Below are 25904 nucleotides of genomic sequence, written 5' to 3'. Positions count from 1 at the left end.
ATAGAGCTTGGCTTGCTTGCCTGGCAACCTCAGAGCAGGAGAATACGGCAGACTCCGTTCCAGGTTTTCCCCATGTCCTCTATTCGATTCCAGCCGTTGCGGGTGGCTTTCACCTGTGCGGATCCCAGTCAAGTGCAAATGCCCGTTGCCGATTTGCTGGCGGCCTTGCCGGCCTCACCGCTTCTGACCTACACAGACCCGGAAGCAGCGGACTTGCGGGTAGAGCTGTTGCCCGATGCCACTTATCACTTTTACCGGCGGGGGGAAGAGGTGGCTCTGGCGGCCTTCCGGATCCCGGTGAAGAAGCTACTGGCCCTGCCTCGCAAGCTGGTGCGGCTGTTGGAGCACGTGGCTGCTTTTGGTAATCTTTTGAACCTGCAACCTGCCAGCGATGCGCTGAGCAGCATCTTGGAAGTGGAATTTCTCCAACTGGAAACCCCGGCCAGCAGCTCTGCCCCTGCCGAAGTGAGCCCCCTGCCGCGGGATCCCCAAGGGAAAGTGCAAATCCAAGCAGGCCGCAACCTGGCCATTGCCTTGAGAAACAGAGCCCCCACTCCAGTGCATGTTTATGTCACCGTCTTTGACGAGCGGCGGTACAGCGTGGATTTGGTTTACCCCTATCAACCAGATCTGCCTGCCCGTTTACGCCCCAACGAGAGCCTGCTGATTGGCTCTGGCCCCCGCTACCTGCTGCAGATGCAGCTGCCAGAAGGAACAGACGTAGCGGTGGATCGCTTCAAAATCTGGGTCAGCAGCACCAGCATGCAGCCAGGCATTATGGTGATGCCCCCTCTGGGGCAACGGCTGGAACCTCCCTCAGAAGATCCCTACGGGGCCGGATCCCGTCTAGATCGAGAGGTAAGGCTGGCCGTTCTGGGCAAGGCAGGCAGCACTCCCATGCCAGCTTTTGCGGAGGATCCCTGGTGGTGTATGGAGCAAGCCGTCAAGATTGTGGCCTGAGCCGATGCTCTTGGGGACTTTTTCAGACTTTCAGAGATGGCTTTTCAGGATCCCATCAAAGGTAGACTCAACCTCATCGACGCCAATCACTGACAGGTGATAGAGGGAAGATAGACTACTTCTTGTATCTTGACTAACATCAGTTAAAACTATGAAAGCTTGGCTTCCCTGAAGACCGAGTTCATGAGCGATTCCGGAGTATTTTTGTATTTTATCTTGGTACCCACCTGTCCTCGATTCCACCCAGTAGAATTTATCATTGATATGGAAGAAAAGATCCATCTCAAAATCGGCTCTATTCGATAAAGTAACTTGGGCATTCGCGACGTAAGAGAAACTGATCTTTTCGGTGTGAGCCGCAACAAGGCGGATCAGCGTGCCCCTAACATATCTTTCCAGCCAGTTCCCTGCCAGAAAATTCAGCGCCTGAGGCGACCTACTGGGTCTCGCTACCAAAAGGCATCTGGGCGCCTTAGAGTATCTGTACTCTTCCAAAAATGCGATGTCGTGTAACTCCTTAGCAACTTGGCAAGTTGAACTGACTACTTGTGGAGGTTCGTCTCTAAGGTTTAGGAAGAAAGAACTGCCGCTCTTCATGTTTGATTTAACCATTCCATAAAATCTCTTGATAAAAGAGTATCGGCTGCCCATAAAGGCGGCTATTTGATCTAGCTTTTCCTCTTTTTCTTCCGCAGCTATGCTTTTTATCTTTATGTTTTTTGAGTTTAAGAACGACTCTATCTTTGATATATCAACAGTAGCTGTCCCATCCTTGTCTCTTAGTACTTCGTCTGGTGTCTCAGGATCTGGTGCTTTACCAATGACCTGAGTAACCTGCTCATTCTGGGAGTCCTGATTTGCAGTTGGGCATATCTCGGATCCATGAGAACTTTGAATAGTAACCCGTAGTTGCCGATAAATATCTTTGGCCTCTTCCACTAGATTTTCCAGAATGGCTAGCTGATTGTTCAGTTGCTGGCCATGTTCGGCCAACTTTACAGATATAGCTTGTAGAAAGTCTCTGCCCCAGTCCTGTAGCAAGCTTTGCTGGCTGTCAGCAAGGCGAAATTTAAACTCTTCAAGGGTAGCTTGGACGGCCTGTAACTTTTCCTGTAACTTTTGAGAAATCTTGTCTACCAATCCTTCGCTCAACTTGATGAGTGCTTTGTCCGGGTTGTTGAGTTCTTGGCTGCGTTGGCTTAGCTGCGAAGATATATCTCTGATAATCTCTCGTTTCCAGATTTCCAGTTTAGGACTGGCCCCATACTGGCGAGCAACGTAAATGCCTACCGAGAAACCAACAGCTGCCCCAATCAATAAAACCAAAACTAAGTCCATCAGATACTCCTGTCCTCTGCTGCTGTTACTTTTCTTTCCAGTTAACTGGATTACCTGCTTGCCTCAACATGATAGGAGGAGATAGGTGAATTTTCAAGCAGATGGGGACCTGCCTCTGACCGAAGCTGGGCGCCGACAAGGGATCCCAGCCAGCCTTGCTGAAGAGCTTCTTGAGCAGGAGTCAGTTCAGGCAACACCTCCAACGTGTAGACATCGGGCCGAGGGGGATCCAACGGGATCCAGAAATGTTTCAACTGATCGGCTTGAAAAACGCTCAAACAAATGATCTGGTGGGGCTGATAGGCCGTCAAGCGTTCCGCCAAGTTGGCAGCGCTCACCCTGAACCCATCCAGGGCCACCAGCTCATCGCCGGCCCAGATGCCCGCTTTTTGCGCCGGGGATCCCATCTCCACTGTGCTGATGCGATTGCCCTCGCCGTTGAAATTAAGGCCCAGGTATGGGATGGGGTTGGGGCGGCTGAAGTGGGCTTTAAGGGTGAGGCCAAAGGGGTGTAGGTAAGTGTTGTAGTCTAGCTCTTCCGTGCCTTCCACATAGGCTGCGAAAAACCGGCCAAGATCGGCACCGGCTGCCCGCTCAAACGCCTCCCGCAAGTCTTGGTCGCTGTAGCCCTTCCCTGACCGACCAAAGCGCTGCCACAGATCCTGCAAAGCCGTATCCAGGGATCCCTGACCGCCGGAAAGGTGACGGATGTGCAGATCCAGCAGCCAACAGACCAAAGCCCCTTTTAAGTAATAAGAAACCTGGCTGTTGAGGGTGTTTTCGTGGGGGCGGTAGAGTTTGATCCAGGTGTCGAAGCTGGATTCCCGCAGCGATTGCACGGCCCGGCCCGGAGTACGCTGCAAGCGACCAATCTGTTCGGAAAGAATCTTCAAGAAATCGCCGGCACTGAGGATCCCTGCCCTCAATAAGATGACATTTTCGTAATAGCTGGTCGCCCCCTCACAAAACCACAGACATTCCAGATAATTTTCCTGGTTGTAGTCGATCTTTTCCAATGCCAGCGGACGCAGACGCTTGACATTCCAGGCATGAAACAACTCGTGGGCCAGCAAAGACAAAAAGCGCCGATAGGACTCCGGCTGATGCAGCTCCAGCCCAGAGTAAAGAAGGGTGGTGCTGTACTTGTGCTCAAGGCCACCAAATCCTCCCGGCGACAAATGCACAATGAACCAGTAGCGGTCGTAGGGTAGCCCACCGAAAAACGCGGCTGTGGTTTTGACAATCGCCTTAGCATCAGCGACAGCCCGCTCCACATCCAGAGTGCCCGCCCCCCAAACCACAAGGTAATGCGGGATCCCTTCCACCTCAAACGATTGCACTCGATGTGGACCCACCTCCACCGGGCTATCCACCAGCTCGTCATAGTCCTCTGCCACAAAAGACTGGCCGGAAGTGGGATCCTCAGAAGGAGAGGTCAAGGGCCGCAAACTGGTGGCGATGTGCCAATCCGGCTTGGGGGGGATCACCGTCAAAGTGTAGGGTTCCCGCTCGCGACCGGGCACGTAGAGGAAGAGCGCTGCCCCGTTGAAATAGGCGTGGGTCAAATCCAGATGGTTTGTGCGCACCGTCAGCTCATAGGCATAGACCCGGTAGCACACCTTCACGGCAGAACAGCCCGGCGGATCGATCTGCCAGGTGTTCTTGTCCACCTTCCGCCAGGCCAAAGGGATCCCTTGCTCGGTTGCCGCCTGAAACTCCTGCACGTGACGGGCATATTCCCGCACCAGGTAGGATCCCGGCGTCCACACCGGCAGTCGCAGCCGCAAAGGCACCTCTGGATCCACCTCTTGGATCTGCAGTTCCACCTCCAGCAGGTGATTGGCCGGATCCGGCATCCGCACTGTGAAATGCTGGCGGCTCAGTTGAGAAGGTGCAGCAACGATAACCTCTGGGATCCCCATAGATAGATAGATAGATAGAATGTTCCAACCCACTCCACTCTCTACCGCCAAGGGCCGACGCAACCCCCAGCGACAATGGCTCTTATCCTAACCCCTGCTTTCGGTTGGGGATCCCTTTCTGGGGCAAAAACGAGACTCAAAAATGTAGCACGTGCTACAAAGATGCCTGGGCAGAACCTTCTACTTTAGGGTAAATCTTGGTATCATCATCGATTCTGAAGTCAAGGGGTTGCAACCTAGCCTAATGCTTCTAGATTGATCTTAATAGGTTGATCTTAGGTATAAACTGACCTTAAAAGGTTGATGAGTATGGCGGTGGCCGTAGCGGAAAAATCTCTGATCACAGCCTTCAAGCAATTGGGAGGCCCTCACCATCCTCCGGTTATCGAAACGTTTGAGCGCGGGAAGACCATTTTTTTTCCAGGGGATCCGGCGGAGCGGGTTTACTTTTTGGTGAAGGGAGCCGTTAAGCTCTCGCGGGTCTACGAAATGGGGGAGGAAATCACCGTCGCCCTCCTACGCGAAAACAGCATCTTCGGCGTGCTCTCCTTTATCACGGGACAGCGCTCCGACCGCTTTTATCACTCGGTGGCTTTTACACCTACTGAGTTGCTCTCTCTGCCGATCGAGCAGGTGGAGAAATCCCTACAGGAGAACGCCGAACTGGCCATGTTGCTGGTTAAAAGCCTGTCGTCTCGTATCTTGCAAACGGAGATGATGATCGAGACGCTGGCTCATCGCGACATGGGATCCCGTCTGGTCAGCTTTTTGTTGATTCTCTGTCGCGATTTCGGGGTGCCTGGCCCAGATGGGGTCACCATCGATCTCAAGCTGTCTCACCAGGCCATTGCCGAGGCCATTGGCTCAACCCGCGTCACCATCACCCGCCTGTTGGGAGAGCTGCGCAAGAAGAAGTACATCTCCATTCACAAGAAGAAGATCACCGTACACGACCCGATGCAGCTGAGCCATCGCTTTGCCTAGAAGGAAGAGGAGAACACCTCCTGAGTAGCACCTTGCCCAGGCAAACCCCGCTCGATGGTTGGTTGAAGCTCTACCCGGCTTATGTTCAGTCTACTGCTGCAGCCTTGAAGAATCTCTGTGCCCGAAGGACAGACTTAAAGTTTTCTGGAAGCTGACCGGATCGCGGGCAAGAATCTACTAGTCTATGGGGGGATCTGGCTTTGGCCAGAGCTATCTAGCCAATTGCTGAGGTGTAACTGTGGAAACAGCCATCGAGTGGATTACCGCCCATGAGATCCTCGACTCGCGAGGGCGTCCCACCCTAGAAGCCCTGGTGGGTCTAGCCAATGGAGCAACGGGCTTGGCGCAGGTTCCCAGCGGTGCCTCGACCGGTACCTTCGAGGCCCATGAGCTGCGGGATGGGGATCCCAAACGCTACGGCGGTAAGGGTGTGCTGAGGGCGGTGGAAAACATCCTTGGCCCCATCCAGTCGGAGCTGCAGGGAGAAGATGCCCTCAACCAAGCCCGTATTGACCAGTTGCTGATCGACCTGGACGGCACCCCCAACAAGTCCCGCCTGGGGGCCAACGCTATTTTGGCAGTTTCTCTGGCGACAGCCAAAGCGGCTGCGGAAGCAGTGGGCTTGCCTCTTTACAAATACCTGGGGGGGCCCTTTGCCAACCTGCTGCCGGTGCCGCTGATGAACGTGCTCAACGGCGGCGCCCACGCCGACAACAACGTCGATATTCAAGAATTTATGCTTGTGCCCATTGGAGCGGCCAGCTTTCGCGAGGCGCTGCGCTACGGGGCTGAGGTGTTTGCGGTACTAAAACAAGTGCTGCAGCAGAAGGGGCTGTCCACCGGTGTGGGGGATGAAGGGGGGTTTGCTCCTGATCTCGACTCCAATGCGGCGGCTTTGGATCTGCTGATGACGGCTATTGAACAGGCAGGCTACAAACCGGGAGCAGATATCGCCTTGGCCTTGGATGTGGCCGCCAACGAGCTGCTGCAGGATGGGCAATATCACTTTGAGGGCAAAGCCCACAGCGCGGCTGATATGGTGGCTTACTACCAGCAACTGCTGGCCAACTATCCCATCCTTTCCATTGAAGATGGGCTAGCGGAAGAAGACTGGGCCGGTTGGCAAGCCATGACCGCTCAACTGGGATCCCGGGTACAGCTGGTGGGAGATGACCTGTTTGTAACCAACCTGACCCGCCTGCAAAAGGGTATCGACAGCGCCGCCGCCAACGCCATTTTGATCAAGCCCAACCAAATCGGCACCCTGACGGAGACCGTCTCGGCCATCCAATTGGCAGTTCAAGCCGGCTTTCGCACCATCATCAGCCACCGCTCTGGCGAGACGGAAGACACCACCATTGCCGACTTGGCGGTGGCCACCCGTGCCGGGCAGATCAAAACCGGATCCCTCTGCCGCAGCGAGCGCATTGCCAAGTACAACCAACTGCTGCGCATCGAAGACGAGCTGGGGGAAGCGGCAGTTTATGCCGGTCGGGTGGGCCTGGGTCCTAGAGCTCGCTAACTTCCCGTTCCGTCCCAGGGGATCCCTAGCACCTGCACCAAAAAGGCCCAGCGGTCGGCAGCTTCCTCAATCAGCTTGCTGGTGGGCTTGCCGGCCCCGTGCCCTGCCTTGGTGTCGATGCGGATGAGGATGGGCTGGGATCCCCCCTGGGCTGCCTGCAGGGCAGCGGCAAACTTGAAGCTGTGGGCGGGCACCACCCGGTCGTCGTGATCTGCGGTGGTGATCAGGGTGGCGGGATAGGCAGTGCCGGGCTTGAGGTTGTGCAGAGGGGAATAGGCGTAGAGGGCCTTGAATTCCTCCGGGTTCTCCGGGGATCCGTACTCGGAGATCCAGGCCCAGCCGATGGTGAACTTATGAAAGCGCAGCATGTCGAACACCCCCACTGCCGGCAGGGCCGCTGCAAACAGCTCCGGCCTCTGAACCAGGCAGGCCCCCACCAGCAGGCCGCCGTTGCTGCCGCCGGAGATGGCCAACTTGGCGGGGTTGGTGTAGCCATGGGCTATCAGCCACTCGGCAGCGGCAATAAAGTCGTCGAACACCTTTTGCTTGTTGAGCTTGGTGCCCGCCTGGTGCCACTCTTCTCCGTACTCGCCGCCGCCGCGCAAACTTGGCTGGGCATAGACACCGCCCATTTCCAGCCAGGCCACCAGACCCACTGAAAAGCTGGGGGTAAGAGAGATGCCAAAGCCGCCGTAGCCATACAGCAGAGTGGGGTGATCCCCTGTCCGAGTCAGGCCGCGGCGGTGAACAAGAAACATGGGGATGCGGGTGCCATCTTTGCTGGTGTAGAACACCTGCTGCACCTCGTAGGCCTGGGGATCGAAATCCACCTGGGGCTGACGGAACAGGGTGCTGGTGCCGCTGGTGAAATCGTAGCGGTAGATGGTGGGTGGGGTGGTGAAGCTGGTGAAGGTGTAGAAGGTCTCGGTGTCGTAGCGCTTGCCGCCAAAGCCGCTGGCGGATCCCAGCCCGGGCAGCGGAATTTCTCCTAGGTAGCTACCGTCTAAAGCAAAGGTCTTGATCTGGGTGTGGGCGTCTTTGAGGTAGAAGGCCACAAACTGATTGTTGATCAAGCTAACCCCCTGCAGGGTCTCCTCCGCCTCGGGGATCACCTCCTGCACCCGGTCAGGCTGCTCCAAGTCGATGGCCACCAGTCGCCGCCGAGGAGCTTGGCAGTCCGTCAACAGCCAAAAGCGGGATCCGTCGTTGCCCACGAAGCTGTATTCGGCCTCAAACTCGCGGATGAGCTCTACTACAGGAGACTGGGGATCCCGCAAGTCTTTGTAGAAGATGAGGTTTTTGGGATCCGTACCCCGCCAGACGGAGATGATGAGGTAATTCCCATCTTCAGTAACCCCGCCGGCAAAGCCCCACTCTTTTTGGTCGGGGCGGTGATAGACCAAAACATCTTCTGACTGGGGGGTGCCCAGGCGGTGGTAGTAGAGCTTTTGAAAGTAGTTGACGCTTTCGTATTCGCTGCCGGGGGCCGGTTCGTCGTAGCGGCTGTAGAAAAATCCCTGCCCGTCCAGGGTCCAGCTTACTCCCGAGAACTTAATCCAGCGCAGGTGATCCGGCAAATCCTCGCCGGTCTCGATGTCCCGCACCTTCCACTCTTGCCAATCGGAGCCGGAGCAGGAGAGGCCATAGGCTAGATACCGTCCAGCGTGCTCCGCACTGCTGTCGCGAGCGCAGCTGATGGCAATGCCCGCTAGAGCCACCGTGCCGTCTTCCGAGAAGGTGTTGGGATCCAGCAAAACCCGCGCCTGGCCCTCTAGACTTTCTTGGGTGTAGAGAACGCTCTGGTTTTGCAGGCCGTCGTTTTTGAAGTAGAAGTAGCGGCCCCCTTCTTTGAAGGGCTGGCTGTATTTTTCATAGTTCCAGAGCTGGGTCAGGCGTTCTCGGATCCGCTGCCGGGCTGGGATCTGCTGCAAGTAGTTAAAGGTAAGGTGGTTTTGCGCCTCAATCCAGGCCCGCGTCTGCTCCGAATCCAGATCCTCCAGCCAGCGGTAGGGATCCGGCACCGGCTGCCCGTGGTAGATGTCCACAACAGTGGGATCGGGATAGCTGGGCGGGTAGTTGAGCATGAGACCTAAGCGCTAGAGCATGACTCTAGTCAATAATAAGCTCAACTATACTGAAAATAATGTATAATATGTTCAGTACGGATTACTACCAGTTGATCTTTCTGTTTACTTTCGAGTCTGCCAACATGGTAGCCAAAGCAAAGCAGAAAATTGGTAGTAAGACGACACGGAAACTGCGCTTTGGGTATTCTACTCAAAGCTTTGCGGGATACCGCCATTCTGTTCGGACTCCGTCCCGCTGACGCGAATGGAAACAAACAGAATGCTATCGCTGCATAGTTGAACAGTGATGTTCAGCAGTGTTCAGCGTAAATGTATCAGACCCATTCCACTATGGCAGAGGAGAAGCCAAAAACCCACTCTCCGGCTTTTGCCAGGCATGCTCGCTATAGTGGAAGCCGAGTTGCGGGATAGATTCTGTGTTGCAGGCTTCTCCTTTCTTCCAGGCCGGGCGGATGGGCGCCTATCCCCTGGGCTCAGGCTGCTATCACTTCTCGGTGTGGGCGCCCTTGGTTGAGCAGGTGGAGCTGAAGCTGCTCAGCCCTGTCCAACGTTGCTTTACTCTAGTGCGGGATGAGCAGGGCTATTGGCAGGGGGAGGTGGACGGGATCCCACCTGGGCCAGTGGACTACCTCTACCGCCTGCACACCCAGGCAGGGGTAGTGGAGCGACCAGACCCGGCCTCCCGCTGTCAACCGCATGGCGTTCATGGCCCCTCGCGGGTGGTGGATCCCCACTTCGACTGGCAGGATCAGGGGTGGAAGGGGATCCCCCTGTCTCAGTGGATCCTCTACGAGCTGCATGTAGGCACCTTTACCCTCGAGGGCACCTTTGCCGCTCTGATCCCTCGCCTGCCGGAATTGGTGGAGTTGGGGGTAAACGTGCTGGAGCTGATGCCGGTGGCCCAGTTTCCAGGAGAGCGCAACTGGGGCTACGACGGCGTCTACCCCTACGCGGTGCAGACCAGCTATGGAGGAGCGGCAGGCTTCAAAGCCCTAGTCAATGCCTGCCACCAACTGGGTTTGGCCGTCATCTTGGATGTGGTCTACAACCACCTGGGGCCGGAGGGGAACTACCTGCGGGATTTTGGCCCCTACTTCACCGACAAGTACCACACCCCTTGGGGGGATGCCCTCAACTTCGACGACCGCTATTCTGACGGCGTGCGAGAGTTTTTCCTACAAAACGCCGAGTACTGGCTGGAGGAGTTTCATCTCGATGGGCTGCGGCTGGACGCGGTGCATGCCATCTACGACTTCAGCGCCTACCCCTTCTTGCAGGAATTGGCAGAGCAGGTGGATGCCCTAGAAGCTCGCACTGGCCGGCCCAGGGTTCTCATTGCCGAAAGCGACCTCAACGATGTCCGCCTCATCACCCCCCGAGAGCAAGGGGGCTACGGGCTAGATGCCCAGTGGTGCGACGACTTTCACCACTCGGTTCACACCCTGCTCACCGGCGAAACAGTGGGCTACTACCAGGATTTTGGCCAATTGGAGCAACTGGCCAAGTCCTACCGGGAAAGCTACGTCTTTTCCGGCCAATACTCCCGCTACCGCGCCAGGCGTTACGGCAACTCCGCCGCCGGACGGTCAGGATCCCAATTTGTTGTCTGCATTCAAAACCACGACCAGGTGGGCAACCGCAGGCTGGGAGAGCGCCTTAGCCAGCTCACCTCTTTCGAGGGCCTCAAGTTGGCTGCCGCTGCCCTGCTGTTGGCCCCCATGCTGCCGCTGCTGTTTATGGGGGAAGAATACGGGGAGGTGGCCCCCTTTCTGTATTTTGTCAGCCACGGGGATCCCGACCTGGTGGAAGCGGTGCGCCAAGGACGCCGCCGCGAGTTCAGCGCCTTTGCCTGGCAGGGAGAGCCGCCGGATCCCCAAGCTGAAGAGACTTTCTTGCGCTCCAAGCTGAATTGGGAGTTGAAAAAGGCCGGTCACCACCAGGTTCTCTGGAAGTGGTACCAGGCCCTGATCCGGCTGCGCAAAACTCAACCGGCTCTCCAGCACTTGGAGCGGGATGGAGTGGAAGTGGAGCTGTTTTCGGGCGCTGGCCTTGCCCTGCACCGCCGCCAGGGATCCCAGGCTTTGCTTGCCCTTTTCAACTTCAGCCCCGATCAGCCAGTCACCTATACCCAATGGCCCAGCGGCACCTGGGAGAAGCTTTTGGATAGCCACGAGGCCCAGTGGTTGGGAAAGGGATCCCAACTGCCGGCAGAAAGCCAAGGGGATCCGGTTGAGGTACTGGGCTATGGAGTGGGCCTCTATGGTGCTTTGCACCGCTAACGCAGATGGCTGCGGCCAGAAGGGAAATCTCGACCGCTCCAGACCTGGCAAACGGAAACGGTCTAGCCGATCTTCGCGCCGCGGAAATAGAGGGAGTCAGGCAAGGGCCTGCGGGCGAGGCTGGGATTTCGGGAAGGTTTGCTCACCGGTTGGCCGCGATAGGTCAGCTTGGGCTTGGCAGGGTTGCCCGTAGGAGCAGCCTCTGGTTGGGACTGCACGGGTACGCCCGGCGACAGTTGAGCCCACACTTCCGCGTGATTCTCAAACTGCACCACAATGCTAAGAAATCCCCTTTCAATGTCGGCGCGACAGGCAGATATCGCGTCTTGGGCGCGTTTGTACACTTGCCGAAGGGCGTAGAAGTGATTCTGAAACTTGATCACCTCCACCAAACCCTGAGGAGTCGAAGCCCAGAAGCCACTGTCTGTATCGCTGTAGTCGAGAATAACCATGGCTAACTCCTACACTGACGAGTGGATGGATAAAGAATTCCCAACTCTTCCACTATGGATATCAAACGTCATGAAACGTAATGGTGAGCTTGATCACATTGACAATGTTTCGATATCTCTTGAGTGTCTTGATTGCAGCTATGTTGAATTACAGTAGTGCAACCGCTCCTTGGCTCTCAACTTTCCTCTTCCTAATGAGATAAAAACTGCGAGTTAGGGCCTCGGCGGTGCAGATTGTCAGGGGAACGTCTCAAGCTCGTTCAAAGCCCCTATTTTCAGATAGAATATCTACAGAATCACTATGGAAATAACTTGTAATCTTGACCGCAGCCGTAGCGCCAAGCCTCGCGGCGCCGCTTCCAGAAGTAGTCTTGGGGGTTGGTTTCCGGCTCCGGGCGATCTGTTAGCCTTTGCAGCAGCTCGTAGAGGCCAAGGGCGCCAAAGTGGCCCGCCCATGCCACCAGCTCCGGCAACCCCAACCGAGGCAAAAGTCTGGCTACCAAGCTGGGATCCCGACGCGTCATCCCCCACAGGGCCTGGGCCAAGCCGCCAAACTGCACCACATCCTGCAAAAAGGACTGCACCACCTGGGGGCCGGCGGCAACCATGGCCGCAAACACCCTGCTCAACAGGCGGTTAATGCTATTGGGATCCCAACTTTTGTTCTGCAGAGGGGGAATCATGGCCTTCTGAAATAGCCAGGTCACGGCCAAGTTGGGCTGGTAGGGTTGCAGCAGGGCCAGGGCTGCCTGGTTCAACTGCCGTTGCGCCAGGGCCTCGTGGATCCCCTGCTGTAGGCGATCCAGGTGGCGCAACATGGCGCCAAAGCCGCCAAAGCTTAGAGGCGACTGGCTGCCACTGCTATCCCCCACCGCCAATAGGCGATCCCAGGGCAGTTGCAGCGGGCTGCGGCGGTAGGCGGGGAAAACGCCACATAGCTTGCGCACCCAGCGGATCTGGGCCAGCTCCACCCCCTGGTAGGCTGGCAGCAGCCGGCAGTAATCCCGCCAGAGCTGCTCTAGACTAGGCCGCCGGGGATCCCGGTCGCAGTAGGTAAAAAGATAGGTGGTGCGCCCATCGCGGGCAGGGAAAGCTTCCCAAAAGGGCTGGTAGCCATTCTGGGCTGGGGTAAAGCTGTAGAAGAGATCTCCCGTGGGTTGGTCGGGCAGCCCCTGGGCACAGGATCCCACCACCAGACAGACGCTATCTGGCGGCTGCCCTTGGCGAGCCTGGGCCGCGATGGGCGAGCGGTGCCCCATGGCATCCACCAGCAGTTGAGCACGGATCTGTCCCTTGGTGGTCTGGAGGCAGATCCCATCGGGGTGAACGGTGGCACTTTGAAAGGCAGTCTGCTCCCACACTTGGCCCCCCCAGGCCAGGAAATGCTGCTTGAGGAACTCCAGGAGGCTGACTGGATCCACGCCCACATTCAGCACTCCCTCCACCCACCAGTGGGGGCCCTCCCCAAAGCCAATCCGCCCCCTCGGGTAGTGGGTAACCTGGACTGCCTCCCACTCGGGCGGGGTAAGCAGCTCCAGCTCTAACAACACCTGCAGCTCCTGGTGTGAGGTGTTCCACTCCTGCTCCCGCCCCCGCAGGATCCCGCGCTCCAGCAGGATCACCCGCCAGCCCCGCTTGGCCAAAGCCGCCCCCAGAAGGATCCCCAAGGTGCCGCCGGCAATCACCACATCGGCATCCCAGGATTGGCTGCCCAAACGAGCGGAAGAAGGGTGAACCACTGCCGGGGGCAGTTCCGCCTGCGGCTGCCGCAGGGATCCCCACCAGGCATCCGAGGTGGGCAAGGCTTCCGGCGGGGGGACAACTTCAGCCATCGGCAGGAGGAACCCACAAGACCATCCTCTTCACCCTAAATCAAGCCCCGACTTTTGAGGCGACGGTGGAGCAAAAGCAGCGTATCCGCCTCGCCGACATTGCCCGGAAACAACACCACCGGCAGGTTGGGAAAGCGGGGATGATCGGACGGGGTGATCACCATCGAGATCCCAGGGTAGACTTGCCCCAGCAGACGCACCGCCGGCAAGTCGAGGCCAGTGCTGAGGGTGTCGTTGGAGGTGATGCCGCCCTTGCTGATGAGATAGCCGATCCCTTCTGGCAGCCCCTGCACCACGCCCATCAACAACCGCGAAACCTTCTGTCCAAAAGCCAGGCGCATTTCTACGGCGTCCTTTTCAAAAGTCAGTTCCTCTCGGCTGGTGTAGACCACCGGCGTCAGACCCTGCTCATAGGCGCTGTGAACTTGGGCCAGGATCCCAGGCAGCAGCTCCGCGTCGGGATCCAATAGTCGCCTCACCTCCACCTCGATGCCTTGGGTTTCAGGCTCCTGCAGAAGGCGGGCCAACTGCTGGCTGGACTTTTGCACATGGGATCCCACAATCACCACCCCTGGCCGATCTGAGCGGACAAACCGCCCCATCTGCTCTGGCAGAACCGGCTGTGGCGGCAATTGGGCCAAAGCCGTCAAGAGGCTGGCGGCGCTGCGGAACAAAAAGCGCTTCCCCTGCTCTATAGCCGCCCAAACATCCTGGGCAAAGCGATCCAAATCCGCTTGAGTTTCTCCATCCACTACACAGCAGACATTCCCCTCCAGACTCAAAAGCCGCTCCAGACAGCCGGCGCGAATCTGCTCTAGGGTCAATCGCTCCACCTGCTCAGCCCGGATCCGCCCCTGGGTTTTCTCCTGCACATAGTCCGGCAAATAGCTGTGGTGGTAGCCAAACACCGCATCCCGAGCAAACTCCGTCTCATGCACCGGCACCCAGCGCTCCCCCACCCGTAGGTAGTGGACACTGTTGCGGGTGATGCGCCCTCCCTCAAAAAAGGCCGGCACCAGAAAATGGGCATCAAAAGGCCCCAGCTCTGCTGCCATCACATCCGTTTCCAGGGGGTAATGCCCCCGCAGCGTCGAGTCGGAGCGGCTGACGAAAATAGCCTGCTCACATCCCAGCTCCGCCATCACCTCCTTCAACGCCCCACATACCGACCGCGTCACCTCCGCTGCCTTCGCCGGGGGCAAAGCCCGAGTATTGGTGAGGATAAAGCGAATTGGCGAGCTATCCTGCAACCCCAGCTTCAAAGTCTGCGGATCCCAGCGGGTGAGGAGCAAGCAACTGTGAACGGTTTGGGATCCGGTGGGATCATCGTCCAACACAACGATAGGGGGGAGAGCCATGAGACCGTCTCAATGACAAAGCAACCCGAGAACTCCAGACAGACGAATCCCCCTCAAAGGGCAACCGCTATTTTCATCTTCCCCCAAGTTGGCCATCTTCCCTGCCCCTATTCCAGGCGAAGTTTGCCATGATTGAGATCAACTGGCTCTGTTGAATCCAAAACGACTGCAGACATTTCCCCCCTGCCCACATTCATGGGAGAAAGCCATGGGGCAAGCCGAGCTGCAACTTCACATCAAACGGGTACAGCAGGACGTGCTGCGCATGGGGGCGCTGGTGGAAAAGTCGGTGGTCTTGGCCCAGCAGGCCCTGTTTGAACAGAACTTGGCCGCCGCCGAACAGGTGATCGCCCAAGACAAGCAAATTGACCGTTTTTATCGTCAAATCGAGAAAGACTGTATTAATTTGATTGCCTTGCGCTCCCCGGTGGCGCGGGATCTGCGCTGGATCAGTACCCTGATGCAACTGGTACGCGATCTGGAGCGGATTGGCGACTACGCCAAAGATTTGGCCGAAGTGGCCCTGCGCTTGGTCATGTACCCGCCGCCCCCGGAGCTGGGTCGTATTCGCGTGATGATGCAGCGTTGCCAGAAAATGCTCAGCCACAGCCTGGTGGCCCTGACGGAATTGGATGCTGACCTGGGCCGACAACTGAAGCGGGAAGACGACGCCGTTGATGAAGATTACACTAACCTTTACAATACGTTGGCGCAGCAGTCTGACATTCGCGGATCGGTCGAGCCTATTCTATTGATGTTGCTGGCGATCCGTTACCTGGAGCGTCTGGCCGACCACAGCACCAACATCGGCCAGCGGGTTGCCTTCATTGTCACCGGCCAGCGTGACTAACGCCAACGGGTTGGGTCTTGCGATGTCTTAACCCCTCTTTTTCTTTTTTGCCAATACCCTTTGCCAATACCCAAAATGGACTTCTCTCGAATTTTTCAGCATTTTCTCTCTCAGCCTCCCGATCAATTGACCGACAAAGATACTCTTCTTGCCCTCTTGCAGTCCCCCGACCCAGAAGCGCCGGAAATGCTCGAGATTGCCCTCGATGGCCTGGTGCGGGCCGGGTTTCTGGAACGACTAGGGGATCCCCCTCGCTATCGGCGCAAGCCGGACGAATCTTTGGTGGTGGGGCGTTTGCGCTGTTCCAGCAAAGGCTTCTGCTTCGCCATTCGGGACGAGCCGGGGGTGGAGGATGTGTACATCCACGGCAGCAACCTCAGCGGCGCCTGGAATGGGGATCAGGTGTTGGCGCGGGTCACCAAAGATGGCAACCGTCGCCGCAGCCCTGAGGGAGAGGTGGTGGCCGTTGTGGAGCGGGCCAATTCTGCCCTGGTGGGTCGCCTCAAACAGACGGAACAGGGTTTTCGGGTGGTGCCCTTGGACGACCGGCTGCTGTTCGAGCTGGCCCTGACGGAGGGATCCCCTGTCGAGCTGGCAGAGGGGCGGGTGGCCTATGTGGAGGTGGATCGCTACCCGCTGGGGGATCTACCCCCAACCGGAACCATTCGCAAAATTTTGGGCGACGGCCCAGAGGCCTCCATCGATGCAGATTTGGTCTGTTGCAAGTACGACCTACCGCAGGAGTTTCCCGCTCCAGTGTTGGAGGCAGCAGCAGCTCTGCCCAAAAAGCTCAGCCGCTCTGACCAAAAGGGCCGCCGCGATCTGCGCGATTGGTTTTGCATCACTTTGGAGCCTTTGGATCTGCAGCATCCCCACGGCTTGGAACCCAACGTGGCTGTTTCCTTGCAGCGGCAAGAGAATGACCACTGGCTGCTGGGGATCCACATTGCCGACGTAGCCCACTGGCTGGATCCCGACCACCCCTTGGAGCAAGAGGCTCAGCAGCGGACGGCCACCGTCTACCTCGATACGATGGTGCTGCCTCTCTTTCCGCCGGAGGTGCACAACCGCCTGGCTCTGTTGCCACAGCAGGAGCGCTTGGCCTATTCACTGCTAGTGACCCTCGACCCAGAAGGGGTGGTACAAAACTTCGAGATTTACCCCAGCCTGGTGCAATCGCGGGCTCACCTGTCCTATGGTCAGGTGCAGGCTCTTTTGGCCACCACCGCCGACTTGGGCCCCGACGAAGAAGTGCCGGAGTTGATGGCCCTGCTGCAAAATCTGCTGCGCCTCAGCCAGATCCTGCGGGCCAAACGTCACCAGGCGGGGGGATTTGACCTGCCCCTGTTGGATTTGCTCACTCCCTACTCTGCCGATGAAAGCGGCTACGGCCCCCTCTTGATCAGCGATCGCCTCGGCGCCCATGCCCTGATGACGGAAATTCTCCTGCTGGCCAACCAAATCCTGGGCCACCATTTGCGCCAGTTGGGGATCCCTTCTTTGGCCCGCGTGCAGCCTGCCCCTGCCGCCGAGGCCCTGCAGAGCTTTTTGCGCCTGGCCAATGCCATGAAGCTGGATCTGAATTTGCAAGATCCCGCTGTCGTAACTCTGGCGGACTGGCAGCGGATTTGTGCCCGCATCACCGCTCCCGATGTGTTGGCCTCTGGCGCGAGCCCGGCCTTGGTGGCGCAGATGCTGGCCACCTTGCCCCCGGTCGAGTATCGTCTCCAGCCTCTGGAAGAACACCTGGGCCATTTTGGGTTGGGCCTCAAAGAACCCTACGCCACCTTTACGGCCCCCTTGCGCCGCTATGCCGACTTGCTCAATTTGCGTGCTCTGCACCTGGCCCTGAGCAAAGGACGCGATCGCCGCAGCCCTCGCTCCAAAACTGTGGTGGATCTGCACGGCCCCAGCGGCTACGGCCAAATCGACTGGCAAGTGTTGCCGCCCAAGGTGCAGGAGGAATGGCAGGCGTTTCTCCAGGCGCAACTGCCCAAAATTCAGGAGGGGTACCGGATCCGGCAGCAGGCGGAACGGGAGCTGATGGGCCTGAAGCGCTCTGAGTTCATGCAAAAGCACCTGGGAGAGGTGTTCCCCGGCCTGATCATCGGCGTCCAGAACTACGGCTTTTTTGTCCAGGTGGATCCCATCTTGGCGGAAGGCTTGGTGCGGGTCAGCACCCTGAAAAACGATTGGTACGAGTACCGCGGCCGTCAGCAGGCGCTGGTGGGACGCAAGAGTCGGCGCCAGTTTCGCCTGGGGGATCGGGTGGAGGTGCAGATTAAGAACGTGGATTACTACCGCCAACAAATTGACCTGGCGGTAATCGGGGAAGGCCGTCCCTACGAAGAAGAAGAATAAGGCGGGGATCCCTCCATGGATCGCAGCTGGAGAGGACGGTTGTTGCGAACTCTGGCTCTGGCAAAATAGGCGATACCTAGATCAGGAAGATCCTACCGGAGCTTCCGGCACCCAGCTCTACTGCCCCGAAAGAGTCCAGGGTGCTCCCTGTGTCTGTATTGCCTTCCTATACTGAGTAGCAAAGCTCTGCCGAACTCCTATGCAGCCCACCAATCCCAACCAATTTACCGAAAAAGCTTGGAGCGCCATTGTCCAATCCCAAGATGTGGCCCGGCGGCACCAGCAGCAACAGTTGGAAACCGAGCATTTGCTGATCTCCCTTCTGGATCAAGAGGGGGGGCTCACCCAAACCCTCCTGCAACGGGCAGGTATCGATCCAAAGCTGGTGCGGGATAAAGTGGAAAGCTTCATCAACCAGCAGCCCAAGTTGGCGCGGGTGGATCAGCTCTACTTGGGTCGCGGCCTGGAAACCACCCTGGATCGGGCCGAGGAGTTTCGCAAAGAGTACGGCGATGATTTCATCTCGGTGGAGCACTTGTTTTTGGGATCCCTGCAAGATGAGCGGGTGGGCAAGCGGGTCTTGGCACCCCTGGGCCTGACGGTAGAGCGCCTCAAACCGGTCATCAAAGAGGTGCGAGGCAAACAGCGGGTCACCGACAAAAACCCCGAATCCCGCTACGAAGCCCTGGAGCGCTATGGCCGCGATCTCACCCAGGCGGCCCGCGAAGGGAAGCTGGACCCGGTGATCGGGCGAGATGACGAGATCCGCCGCGTCATTCAGGTGCTCTCCCGCCGCACCAAAAACAACCCCGTCCTCATCGGCGAACCCGGCGTGGGGAAAACAGCCATTGTGGAGGGCCTAGCCCAGCGCATCAACCGGGGAGATGTGCCGGAGTCTCTGAAAAACCGGCGAGTCATTGCTCTGGACATGGGCGCTCTCATTGCCGGGGCCAAGTACCGCGGGGAATTTGAAGACCGCCTCAAAGCTGTGCTCAAAGAGGTCACTGAATCCGAAGGCCAGATCATCCTCTTCATCGACGAGTTGCACACCGTTGTCGGCGCCGGGGCCGGCGAAGGGGCCATGGATGCCGGCAACTTGCTCAAACCCATGCTGGCGCGGGGCGAGTTGCGCTGTATCGGCGCCACCACCCTGGATGAATACCGCAAGCACATCGAAAAAGATGCGGCCCTAGAACGCCGCTTTCAGCCGGTGTACGTGGATCAGCCTTCGGTGGAAGATACCATCTCCATCCTGCGCGGCCTCAAAGAGCGCTACGAGCTGCACCATGGGGTCAAAATCAGCGACTCCGCCTTGGTGGCGGCAGCGGTGCTCTCCAACCGCTACATCTCCGAGCGCTTCCTGCCCGACAAAGCCATCGACCTGGTGGACGAGGCGGCGGCCAAGCTGAAGATGGAGATCACCTCCAAGCCCGTCGAGCTGGACGAGATCGACCGGCGCATCATGCAACTGCAGATGGAGGAGCTCTCCCTGAAAAAAGAAGATGATGCTGCCTCTAGAGATCGCCTCAGCAAAATTGAGCAGGAGCTGGCCAACCTGACGGAGCGACAACGGGAGTTGAATGCTCGCTGGCAATTTGAAAAAGAGGCTATCGAACGCCTGCAAAGCCTTAAAGCCGAGCGGGACGCCGTCAAGCTTCAAATCGAACAGGCTGAACAAAAATATGACCTCAACCGCGCTGCCGAGCTCAAGTACGGCAAGCTGATGGAATTGGAGCGGCAAATCCAAGAGCAGGAGGCTCACCTGGCCAAGCTGCAGGCCAACGGCGAGCCGCTGCTGCGGGAGCAAGTGACTCCCGAAGATATTGCCGAGATCGTCTCCCGCTGGACGGGGATCCCAGTCACCAGCCTGATGGAGTCGGAAAAGCAGAAGCTGCTGCGCCTGGAAGCCCATTTGCACCAGCGGGTGGTGGGCCAAGACGAGGCGGTAGCCGCCGTAGCGGCAGCCATTCGGCGCGCCCGGGCCGGCATGAAGGATCCCAATCGCCCCATCGGCTCTTTCCTGTTCATGGGGCCCACTGGCGTGGGGAAAACCGAGCTGGCCCGTGCCTTGGCGGAGTTCCTCTTCGACACTTCCGAGGCGATGGTGCGCATCGACATGTCCGAGTACATGGAGAAGCACTCGGTCTCTCGTCTAATCGGAGCTCCTCCAGGCTACGTGGGCTACGAAGAAGGCGGGCAGCTCTCCGAGGCGGTGCGGCGACGCCCCTACTCGGTGGTGCTGTTTGACGAGGTGGAAAAAGCCCACCCGGATGTCTTCAACATCCTGCTGCAGGTGCTGGACGATGGCCGCATCACCGACTCCCAAGGGCGGACAGTGGACTTCAAAAACACCATCATCATCATGACCAGCAACATCGGCAGCGATCTCATCCTGGAAATTGGGGCCGATGAAAGCCGCTACGAGGAGATGAAAACTCAGGTGCTGGCCATGCTGCGGCACCACTTCCGACCGGAGTTCCTCAACCGGGTGGACGAGCTGATCATCTTCCACGCCCTCACCAAAGAGCAAATTCGCCAGATTGTCGGCCTGCAAATGCAGCGGGTGGAAAAGCTGCTGGCAGATCAGCAAATCGAGATCCTGCTCACCGAAGAAGCCAAGGACTACCTGGCAGAGGTGGGCTACGACCCCGTGTTCGGGGCCCGTCCCCTGAAGCGGGTGATCCAGCGGGAGATCGAAAATCCCATTGCCACCAAGCTGCTGGAAAACGAGTTCCTACCCGGCGACCGCATTTTGGTGGATGTAGCCAACGAGCGGTTGATCTTCCGCAAGATCGGCTCTCAGCCCAGCCAAGAGCCGCCGGCGGCTGTGGCCGTCAGCTAAGTCGGGGTCCTTCCGTCAAAGCGTAATCACTTGGTCAGGTGGGTTGTCTTTCAAGGCCTCGTAGAGGTCAGGGAAACAGCCCACCTGCACGCCTTTGACCACGTTTTTAGGAACGCAGTAGCCCGGCTCCTTGCACCCACGTCCCTGGGCGTCGCACCACTTGGGTTCCCCTTCCGCCAGGTTGCGCTCCAGGGCGCACATGTCGCACATCATCAGAAAAATGTTTTGCGCTTCGGCAATCTTGGCTAGGCGCTCGCCGATGGGATCCCCCTGCCGCAAAACAAAGCAGTTGTCGTCGAAAAAGAACATGCCCACCACCTGCGCTCCATGCACCCCTGCTTCTAGCTGGGGCAGGATCATCTGGCCCAACTTATAGGTGCCGCAGCGAGGGTGAGTGAACACGTAGGCAACTTTCATGAGGCCCTCCTTGCTGTTTTCAATTTTGATTATCAGTAATTATCATTTTCAGAGTAACACGAGTTTCTGGGCCAGAGTTGCCGGACCCAGCAGGCCGAGGTGTGTGGTGATCGGCAAACCAGCCTGAGACCGTTCCTGAGGCTTTTGCGCCATCCCGCCCTCAGGCCTGGCTTCTCTCCCACAAAGGGAGAGGGAAGCTAGGATAGGCTACTGCGCCACTTCTGTCCTGCTGCTATCGGAAGCCCTTGCGGGATAGCAGGGATCCCTGGCTAGCGCTGAAACTGAAGAGCCTTTCCCCGCACCGAGGGATCCACCTGGCCGTTTTGAAAGGCAATCTGTCCGCCCACGATCGTGACTAGGGGCCAGCCCACCAATTCCCAGCCCTCGAAGGGACTCCAGCCGCATTTGGTCAGCAGCTCTTCCCGCCGCACCGGTTTGGGTGTGTGGCGATCCACCAGCACCAGGTCGGCGTCGTAGCCCACCTGCAGCCGCCCTTTGTTGGGGATCCGGTAGAGGCGGGCCGGCGCCTCACACATCCACTGCACCACCTGCGCCAGCGTGCAGCGGCCCTGCTGCGCTGCAGTCAGCATCAGGGGCAAGGCCGTCTCTACTCCCGGCATACCCGAGGGGGAGTGGGGGTAGGGCTGAGCCTTTTCTTCCAGAGTATGGGGGGCATGGTCAGTGGCAATGCAATCCAGGATCCCGTCCTGCAGCCCCTGCCACAGTTGCTCCGAATTGGGGGGATCCCGCAGGGGGGGGTTCATCTGGGCCAGGGATCCCAGCCGGGCGTAATCGGCGGTGCTGAGCAGCAGGTGCTGAGGGGTCACTTCTGCCGTCACCCAGGCCGGCTTGTGCTGGCGCAGCAGTTCCACCTCTAGGCCGGTGGAGAGGTGCAAAATGTGCAGCCGATGGCGGTAGCGGGTGGCCAAGTCCAAAGCCCGCCGTGAGGCGATCAGGGCCGATTCCTCGTCCTGAATTTGCGAGTGAACGGCTACATCTGTGCGTCCGGCAAACAGGGCCTTACGGGCTTTGATGCGAGACAGATCTTCGGCATGGACGGCAATTAAAAAGTTGGGATCCGTTTCCCCGAAAATCCGCTCCAGCGCCGCCTGATCATCCACCAACAGGGGCCCATGCATGGATCCCATGAAGATTTTGATGCCACAGGCTCCCTGCACCGTTTGCAACTCTTCTAAGTTATCGGCAGTGGCCCCGATGAAAAAGCCGTAATTGACCACACACTTGCTGCCTGCACGGGCCAACTTGTCATCCAGCGTCGCTTGGTCAATCGTCAGCGGGTCGGTGTTGGGCATCTCCAAAAAGCTGGTCACCCCGCCCCGGGCACAGGCCCAGGATCCCGTCTGCAGGTCTTCTTTGTGCTCTCGGCCCGGCTCGCGGAAGTGAACTTGCGGATCGATCACCCCCGGCATCAAGGTATGGCCCTCGGCGTCGATGACCTTGGCCACCCCTTCTGGCGAGAGGTTTTGGCCGATTTGGGCAATGCGCCCCTCCCGCACCAGCACATCCCCCCGCCAGGGATCCCCTTCCGGCACCAGCAGCTCAGCATTTCGGATCAGCAAATCTCCAGACAAAGCTCCGCCCTCCCCCAAAGGCGCTCTCAAGATAAAGACTATTGACTTGGCTCCGCCAGCACAGCCGCATCTGGATCCACTAACAGATGGGCGATCAGCCGATCCACCAACCGCGAGAGGGTTGCCTGTTCTTCTGGGCTGAGACAGCCGTAGGTTTGCTCCCGCAACTGCCAAATCAGAGGGGGTAAAACGTCTTTCAGCTCCTCCCCTGCAGGTGTGAGGTAGACCCGCCAAATCCGCCGATCCTCAGGATCTCGCTGCCGCCGGATCAGCTCCCGTTTTTCCATGCCATCCAACACCCCGGTCATGGTGCCCCCCAACTGCTGCAAGCGCTCACAAATAGTGGAAGTAGGGATCCCGTCTTCTTCCCAAAGGCAGCAGAGCACCACCCAATGGGAGATGGTCAGGCCAAAAGGCTCCAAATGAGACTGCAACTTCCGCCGCACCAATTGAGACAACAGCCGAATGCGGTAGCCCAGGGAGTTGGGGGCGAGAATGTCATGCCACCGTTCCAGGAAAGCCTGCTTTTCCGATTGAACCATCTCCCCGGTTTGACTGTTTCCCATCGGCGGCCTGGAATGCTCGGAATCTAAATCGCCCTATTTTATCTTTTACTGAGGAGAAGGAGAGAAGGAGCTTACGGTTTGCCGAGAAGGTTGTGTGATCTGCAGTACGGCCTAGCCCTTGCACAGCCAACAGACGATCTGCGGCCATTACAGTTGCAAAAGATATCCATAAAGATATCCATCAGGCCATACAACATTTTTTGGCTACCCATCAGCTAGAAATTGCAGGAGCCCCGCACTGTACCCGTAGGGTCGGTGTCGGGAGGAATGCTATAATAATACTGCGGACACCAGAAACGGTTGTTTAAGGCACTGGTAACGGTCGATTGGGGGTGCTGTAAACCACCCCAGAGGCTCGTGCTTGGCTTGCTAACTGCAGGGCTACTAAAAGCCCGCTCCGTACCGCCTAGCGGTTGGTGTCGGGTAGTTTACGTCACAGCCGACTGGGATCCCTGACAAGCAAAAGATGGGCTTGCCTTGGCCGGAGTCGATAACGCTGGAAAAGGCTGGCACAGAGATTTGCCAAGGCAGTTCGGATGGCACTAGAGTAGCGTCAAGTCTTTTGCCAGCCCGTTGTCCTTTGCAAGTGTCTTTGTGAGGTCATCATGCCGCTTATCCCACAGGGGTTGCGCCCCCATCGTCGTCTCCTCTGGGCAGGGATCCCGTTAGCTGGTGCTTTGGCCTTGGGGGCCTGCTGGAGCAACCCCACAGGTGCTGAAGTCGAGTCTCCCACATTGACTCAGAATCCCTTCCCCCCCATCCCCACTCCACCGCCGCCGCTGCCTTCCCCAAGTGGGACTCCAGGCCTTCCCCCTTGGTGGCCCCGCGCCCAATCGCCGCAGTGGGAAGATTCTCCTTACGCTTCGGTCTTGTCCGGCTTTTTGCAAGGATTGGCGGCCCAAGGGGGAGCGCTCTCTCAACAGGGGATCCTGCTCTGGACGCCGGAAGGGGAGCTGTTGGCGGAGCATGGGCTGGATCGACCTTTGCCGGTGGGAGCCTTGGATCAGTTGGCCATCAGCTTGATGGCCCTGGAGACTTGGGGTTACGAGCATCGCTTTGAGACCCGCTTCTACACCACAGGCCATCGGTTGGGCCATCGCTTGACGGGAGATTTGATCCTGGTGGGTGGCGGGGATCCCTATTTCACGGAAGCGAATGTGGCAGAGCTGGCCCGCCATTTGCATAGCCTCAACATTCGCCAGATCGACGGGGATGTGAAGGTGTTGCCCCCCTTCCGTTTGCTGGGCCAACCCGATCCTTTGGGCGGCGCTCAGCGTTTGGCAGAACTCCTCAGCAATACTCAACAACCCCATCCGGTTGCCATTCGCGGCTCGGTGTCAGTCCTAACAGCCCTCCCCGCGGACGCCCACTGCCTGGCCAGCTACACCTCGCTACGGCTGGGATCCCTGTTGCAGATCCTCAATGGCAGCAACGACCGAGCCATGGCAGAAGCCCTGTTGGCGGAACTGGGGGGCGAAACAGCCCTGCTGGAGTACCTGCGGCAGCGGTTGGTGGCTCAGCCCATTTCCCGCCTGGATTCCCAAATGGCCCCCGCCGAGCAAGACATTCGCCTGGGGCAAAGAGGGCGAGCGCTGTACCTTTCCCCCCGCGCCCTAGCTCATCTCTGGGAACACCTGGTAGATTTCACAGATGGGGATCCGACTCGGATCTTGCCCAGAGCGGGCACTGGCCACAGCACCCTGCGGGCGCGCACCTTGCCCCCAGGCACGGCTGCTCAGGTGGGATCCGCTGCGGATCGGCTGATGATGATGGGGCAATTGCCGGATGGCACCCGCTTTATCCTGCTCAACCAAGGTCCTGACCTGGGCATTTTGCGCCAGCAACAGGATCAGTTTCTGCAGGATGTGGTGGCCATTTCTGAGCCTCTCCGCCGCTAATGCTGACCTCAATTCGAACTTAATTTGAGATACAGCTCTCCCCCCCACTTTCCCCATAGGAGGCGGAAGCTCAAGACCCCAGAGCCCCACAGGTTAGGAACAGGGTCAATTCATTTAAGAATGAGACGGCCCTGCAGCTAAGAAGGCATGGAGGTAGACCTCAGGAGGAAGCTTAGACCTGAGAGAGAGTCATAGGGTATGTCCAGGAAGGGAGCAGTTGCACGGATGAACAAGGTTAGTCGTGCAACAGTTTATCGCTGGCTGAACCGAGAAGACCTGAGGCCGACAAAAGTCAAGACCCGCAAGCGCAAGATAGACTCGGCTGCCCTGCAGCAAGACGGAGACCAGTACCCAGAAGCTCGACTGAAGGATAGAGCCCGGTCTGGCGTCCAACCCGTCCTGCCAGCGGGACGGGGTCCTCGCGCTATTGACTGTGCTCTTGAGAATGAGAAGGTGAAAGTAGCACAAAAAAAGAGTTATGGTCATTTCAATTAAACCAGGAGACTGCGCCCACACCTAAAACTTTGAATGCACGGGGCCATAGGGCTTTTCTCAATGGCCCAGGCAATGGCTCAGGCGTCTCACCCTAACCTGAAATGACTACCCGAAATGACCATAAGTACCTGTTTTTCTCCGACAATTGA

18 protein-coding genes are annotated in these 25904 nt (G+C 58.1%); 9 read left to right on the top strand and 9 right to left on the bottom strand.

Features of this window, described 5'->3' with window-relative positions:
* The first annotated feature begins 72 nt into the window (after positions 1-72).
* Complete coding sequence (locus ACVWZU_RS03175) at positions 73-960, top strand: hypothetical protein (RefSeq protein ID WP_414375365.1); 888 nt, start codon at positions 73-75, stop codon at positions 958-960.
* A 30-nt stretch (positions 961-990) separates the two neighbouring features.
* Here ACVWZU_RS03175 and ACVWZU_RS03170 read toward each other — a convergent pair whose 3' ends face one another.
* Positions 991-2298, bottom strand: a complete 1308-nt coding sequence (locus ACVWZU_RS03170) for a hypothetical protein (protein WP_457443342.1) — start codon at positions 2296-2298, stop codon at positions 991-993.
* Between the two features lie 50 nt (positions 2299-2348).
* Complete coding sequence (locus tag ACVWZU_RS03165; RefSeq protein WP_457443394.1) at positions 2349-4220, bottom strand: M61 family metallopeptidase; 1872 nt, start codon at positions 4218-4220, stop codon at positions 2349-2351.
* A 309-nt stretch (positions 4221-4529) separates the two neighbouring features.
* Here ACVWZU_RS03165 and ntcA point away from each other — a divergent pair, with 309 nt between their 5' ends.
* Together ntcA and eno are read left to right on the top strand one after the other, a co-directional pair.
* Positions 4530-5204, top strand: a complete 675-nt coding sequence (gene ntcA / locus ACVWZU_RS03160; protein ID WP_457439781.1) for a global nitrogen regulator NtcA — start codon at positions 4530-4532, stop codon at positions 5202-5204.
* A 238-nt stretch (positions 5205-5442) separates the two neighbouring features.
* Positions 5443-6726 (top strand): phosphopyruvate hydratase, encoded by a 1284-nt coding sequence (gene eno, locus ACVWZU_RS03155; protein WP_011434092.1) that lies wholly within the window; start codon positions 5443-5445, stop codon positions 6724-6726.
* Here eno and ACVWZU_RS03150 read toward each other — a convergent pair.
* Complete coding sequence (locus ACVWZU_RS03150) at positions 6723-8810, bottom strand: prolyl oligopeptidase family serine peptidase (protein ID WP_457443340.1); 2088 nt, start codon at positions 8808-8810, stop codon at positions 6723-6725. The genes eno and ACVWZU_RS03150 overlap by 4 nt on opposite strands.
* Before the next feature lie 455 nt (positions 8811-9265).
* Here ACVWZU_RS03150 and treZ point away from each other — a divergent pair, with 455 nt between their 5' ends.
* Entirely contained in the window at positions 9266-11092 is a 1827-nt protein-coding gene (gene treZ / locus ACVWZU_RS03145) for a malto-oligosyltrehalose trehalohydrolase (RefSeq protein WP_457443392.1), read from the top strand.
* 62 nt (positions 11093-11154) lie between these two features.
* Here the strand turns inward: treZ and ACVWZU_RS03140 are convergent, their stop codons facing one another.
* The 3 genes from ACVWZU_RS03140 to ACVWZU_RS03130 form a co-directional block, all read right to left on the bottom strand.
* On the bottom strand, positions 11155-11544 hold the full coding sequence (locus tag ACVWZU_RS03140; protein ID WP_457404955.1) for a hypothetical protein: 390 nt from the start codon (positions 11542-11544) through the stop codon (positions 11155-11157).
* A gap of 299 nt (positions 11545-11843) precedes the next feature.
* Positions 11844-13376: an NAD(P)/FAD-dependent oxidoreductase gene (locus ACVWZU_RS03135; RefSeq protein WP_457443338.1), complete on the bottom strand. Its 1533-nt coding sequence runs from the start codon at positions 13374-13376 to the stop codon at positions 11844-11846.
* Between the two features lie 35 nt (positions 13377-13411).
* Positions 13412-14734 (bottom strand): four-carbon acid sugar kinase family protein, encoded by a 1323-nt coding sequence (locus tag ACVWZU_RS03130; RefSeq protein ID WP_457443336.1) that lies wholly within the window; start codon positions 14732-14734, stop codon positions 13412-13414.
* A 208-nt stretch (positions 14735-14942) separates the two neighbouring features.
* Between ACVWZU_RS03130 and phoU the strand changes: the two genes are divergently transcribed.
* From phoU to clpB, 3 genes are all read left to right on the top strand, one after another.
* Complete coding sequence (gene phoU / locus ACVWZU_RS03125) at positions 14943-15584, top strand: phosphate signaling complex protein PhoU (protein ID WP_414350183.1); 642 nt, start codon at positions 14943-14945, stop codon at positions 15582-15584.
* A gap of 75 nt (positions 15585-15659) precedes the next feature.
* The gene (locus ACVWZU_RS03120) at positions 15660-17945 is read left to right on the top strand and encodes a ribonuclease R family protein (RefSeq protein ID WP_457443334.1); all 2286 of its coding nucleotides are present in this window, start codon (positions 15660-15662) and stop codon (positions 17943-17945) included.
* Between the two features lie 199 nt (positions 17946-18144).
* Complete coding sequence (gene clpB, locus ACVWZU_RS03115; protein ID WP_457443333.1) at positions 18145-20787, top strand: ATP-dependent chaperone ClpB; 2643 nt, start codon at positions 18145-18147, stop codon at positions 20785-20787.
* 15 nt (positions 20788-20802) lie between these two features.
* Here clpB and ACVWZU_RS03110 read toward each other — a convergent pair whose 3' ends face one another.
* From ACVWZU_RS03110 to ACVWZU_RS03100, 3 genes are all read right to left on the bottom strand, one after another.
* Positions 20803-21204 (bottom strand): SaoD/DsrE family protein, encoded by a 402-nt coding sequence (locus ACVWZU_RS03110; RefSeq protein WP_457385289.1) that lies wholly within the window; start codon positions 21202-21204, stop codon positions 20803-20805.
* Between the two features lie 269 nt (positions 21205-21473).
* On the bottom strand, positions 21474-22796 hold the full coding sequence (locus ACVWZU_RS03105) for a dihydroorotase (protein WP_414331633.1): 1323 nt from the start codon (positions 22794-22796) through the stop codon (positions 21474-21476).
* Positions 22797-22834: 38 nt separating this feature from the next.
* The gene (locus ACVWZU_RS03100; RefSeq protein ID WP_457443390.1) at positions 22835-23338 is read right to left on the bottom strand and encodes a MarR family winged helix-turn-helix transcriptional regulator; all 504 of its coding nucleotides are present in this window, start codon (positions 23336-23338) and stop codon (positions 22835-22837) included.
* A 629-nt stretch (positions 23339-23967) separates the two neighbouring features.
* Here ACVWZU_RS03100 and ACVWZU_RS03095 point away from each other — a divergent pair.
* Positions 23968-25260 carry a D-alanyl-D-alanine carboxypeptidase gene (locus ACVWZU_RS03095; RefSeq protein ID WP_457443331.1) on the top strand — a complete coding sequence of 431 codons (1293 nt, stop codon included), beginning with the start codon at positions 23968-23970 and terminating at the stop codon, positions 25258-25260.
* Between the two features lie 198 nt (positions 25261-25458).
* A complete protein-coding gene (locus tag ACVWZU_RS03090; RefSeq protein ID WP_457443329.1) occupies positions 25459-25755 on the top strand; it encodes an IS630 transposase-related protein in 297 nt (98 codons plus the stop codon).
* Positions 25756-25904: the final 149 nt, after the last annotated feature.

The sequence above is a fragment of the Thermostichus sp. MS-CIW-26 genome, from assembly GCF_054059115.1.
Note: the sequence above shows the minus strand (reverse complement) of the source record. Positions and strands in the feature narration are given on the sequence as shown.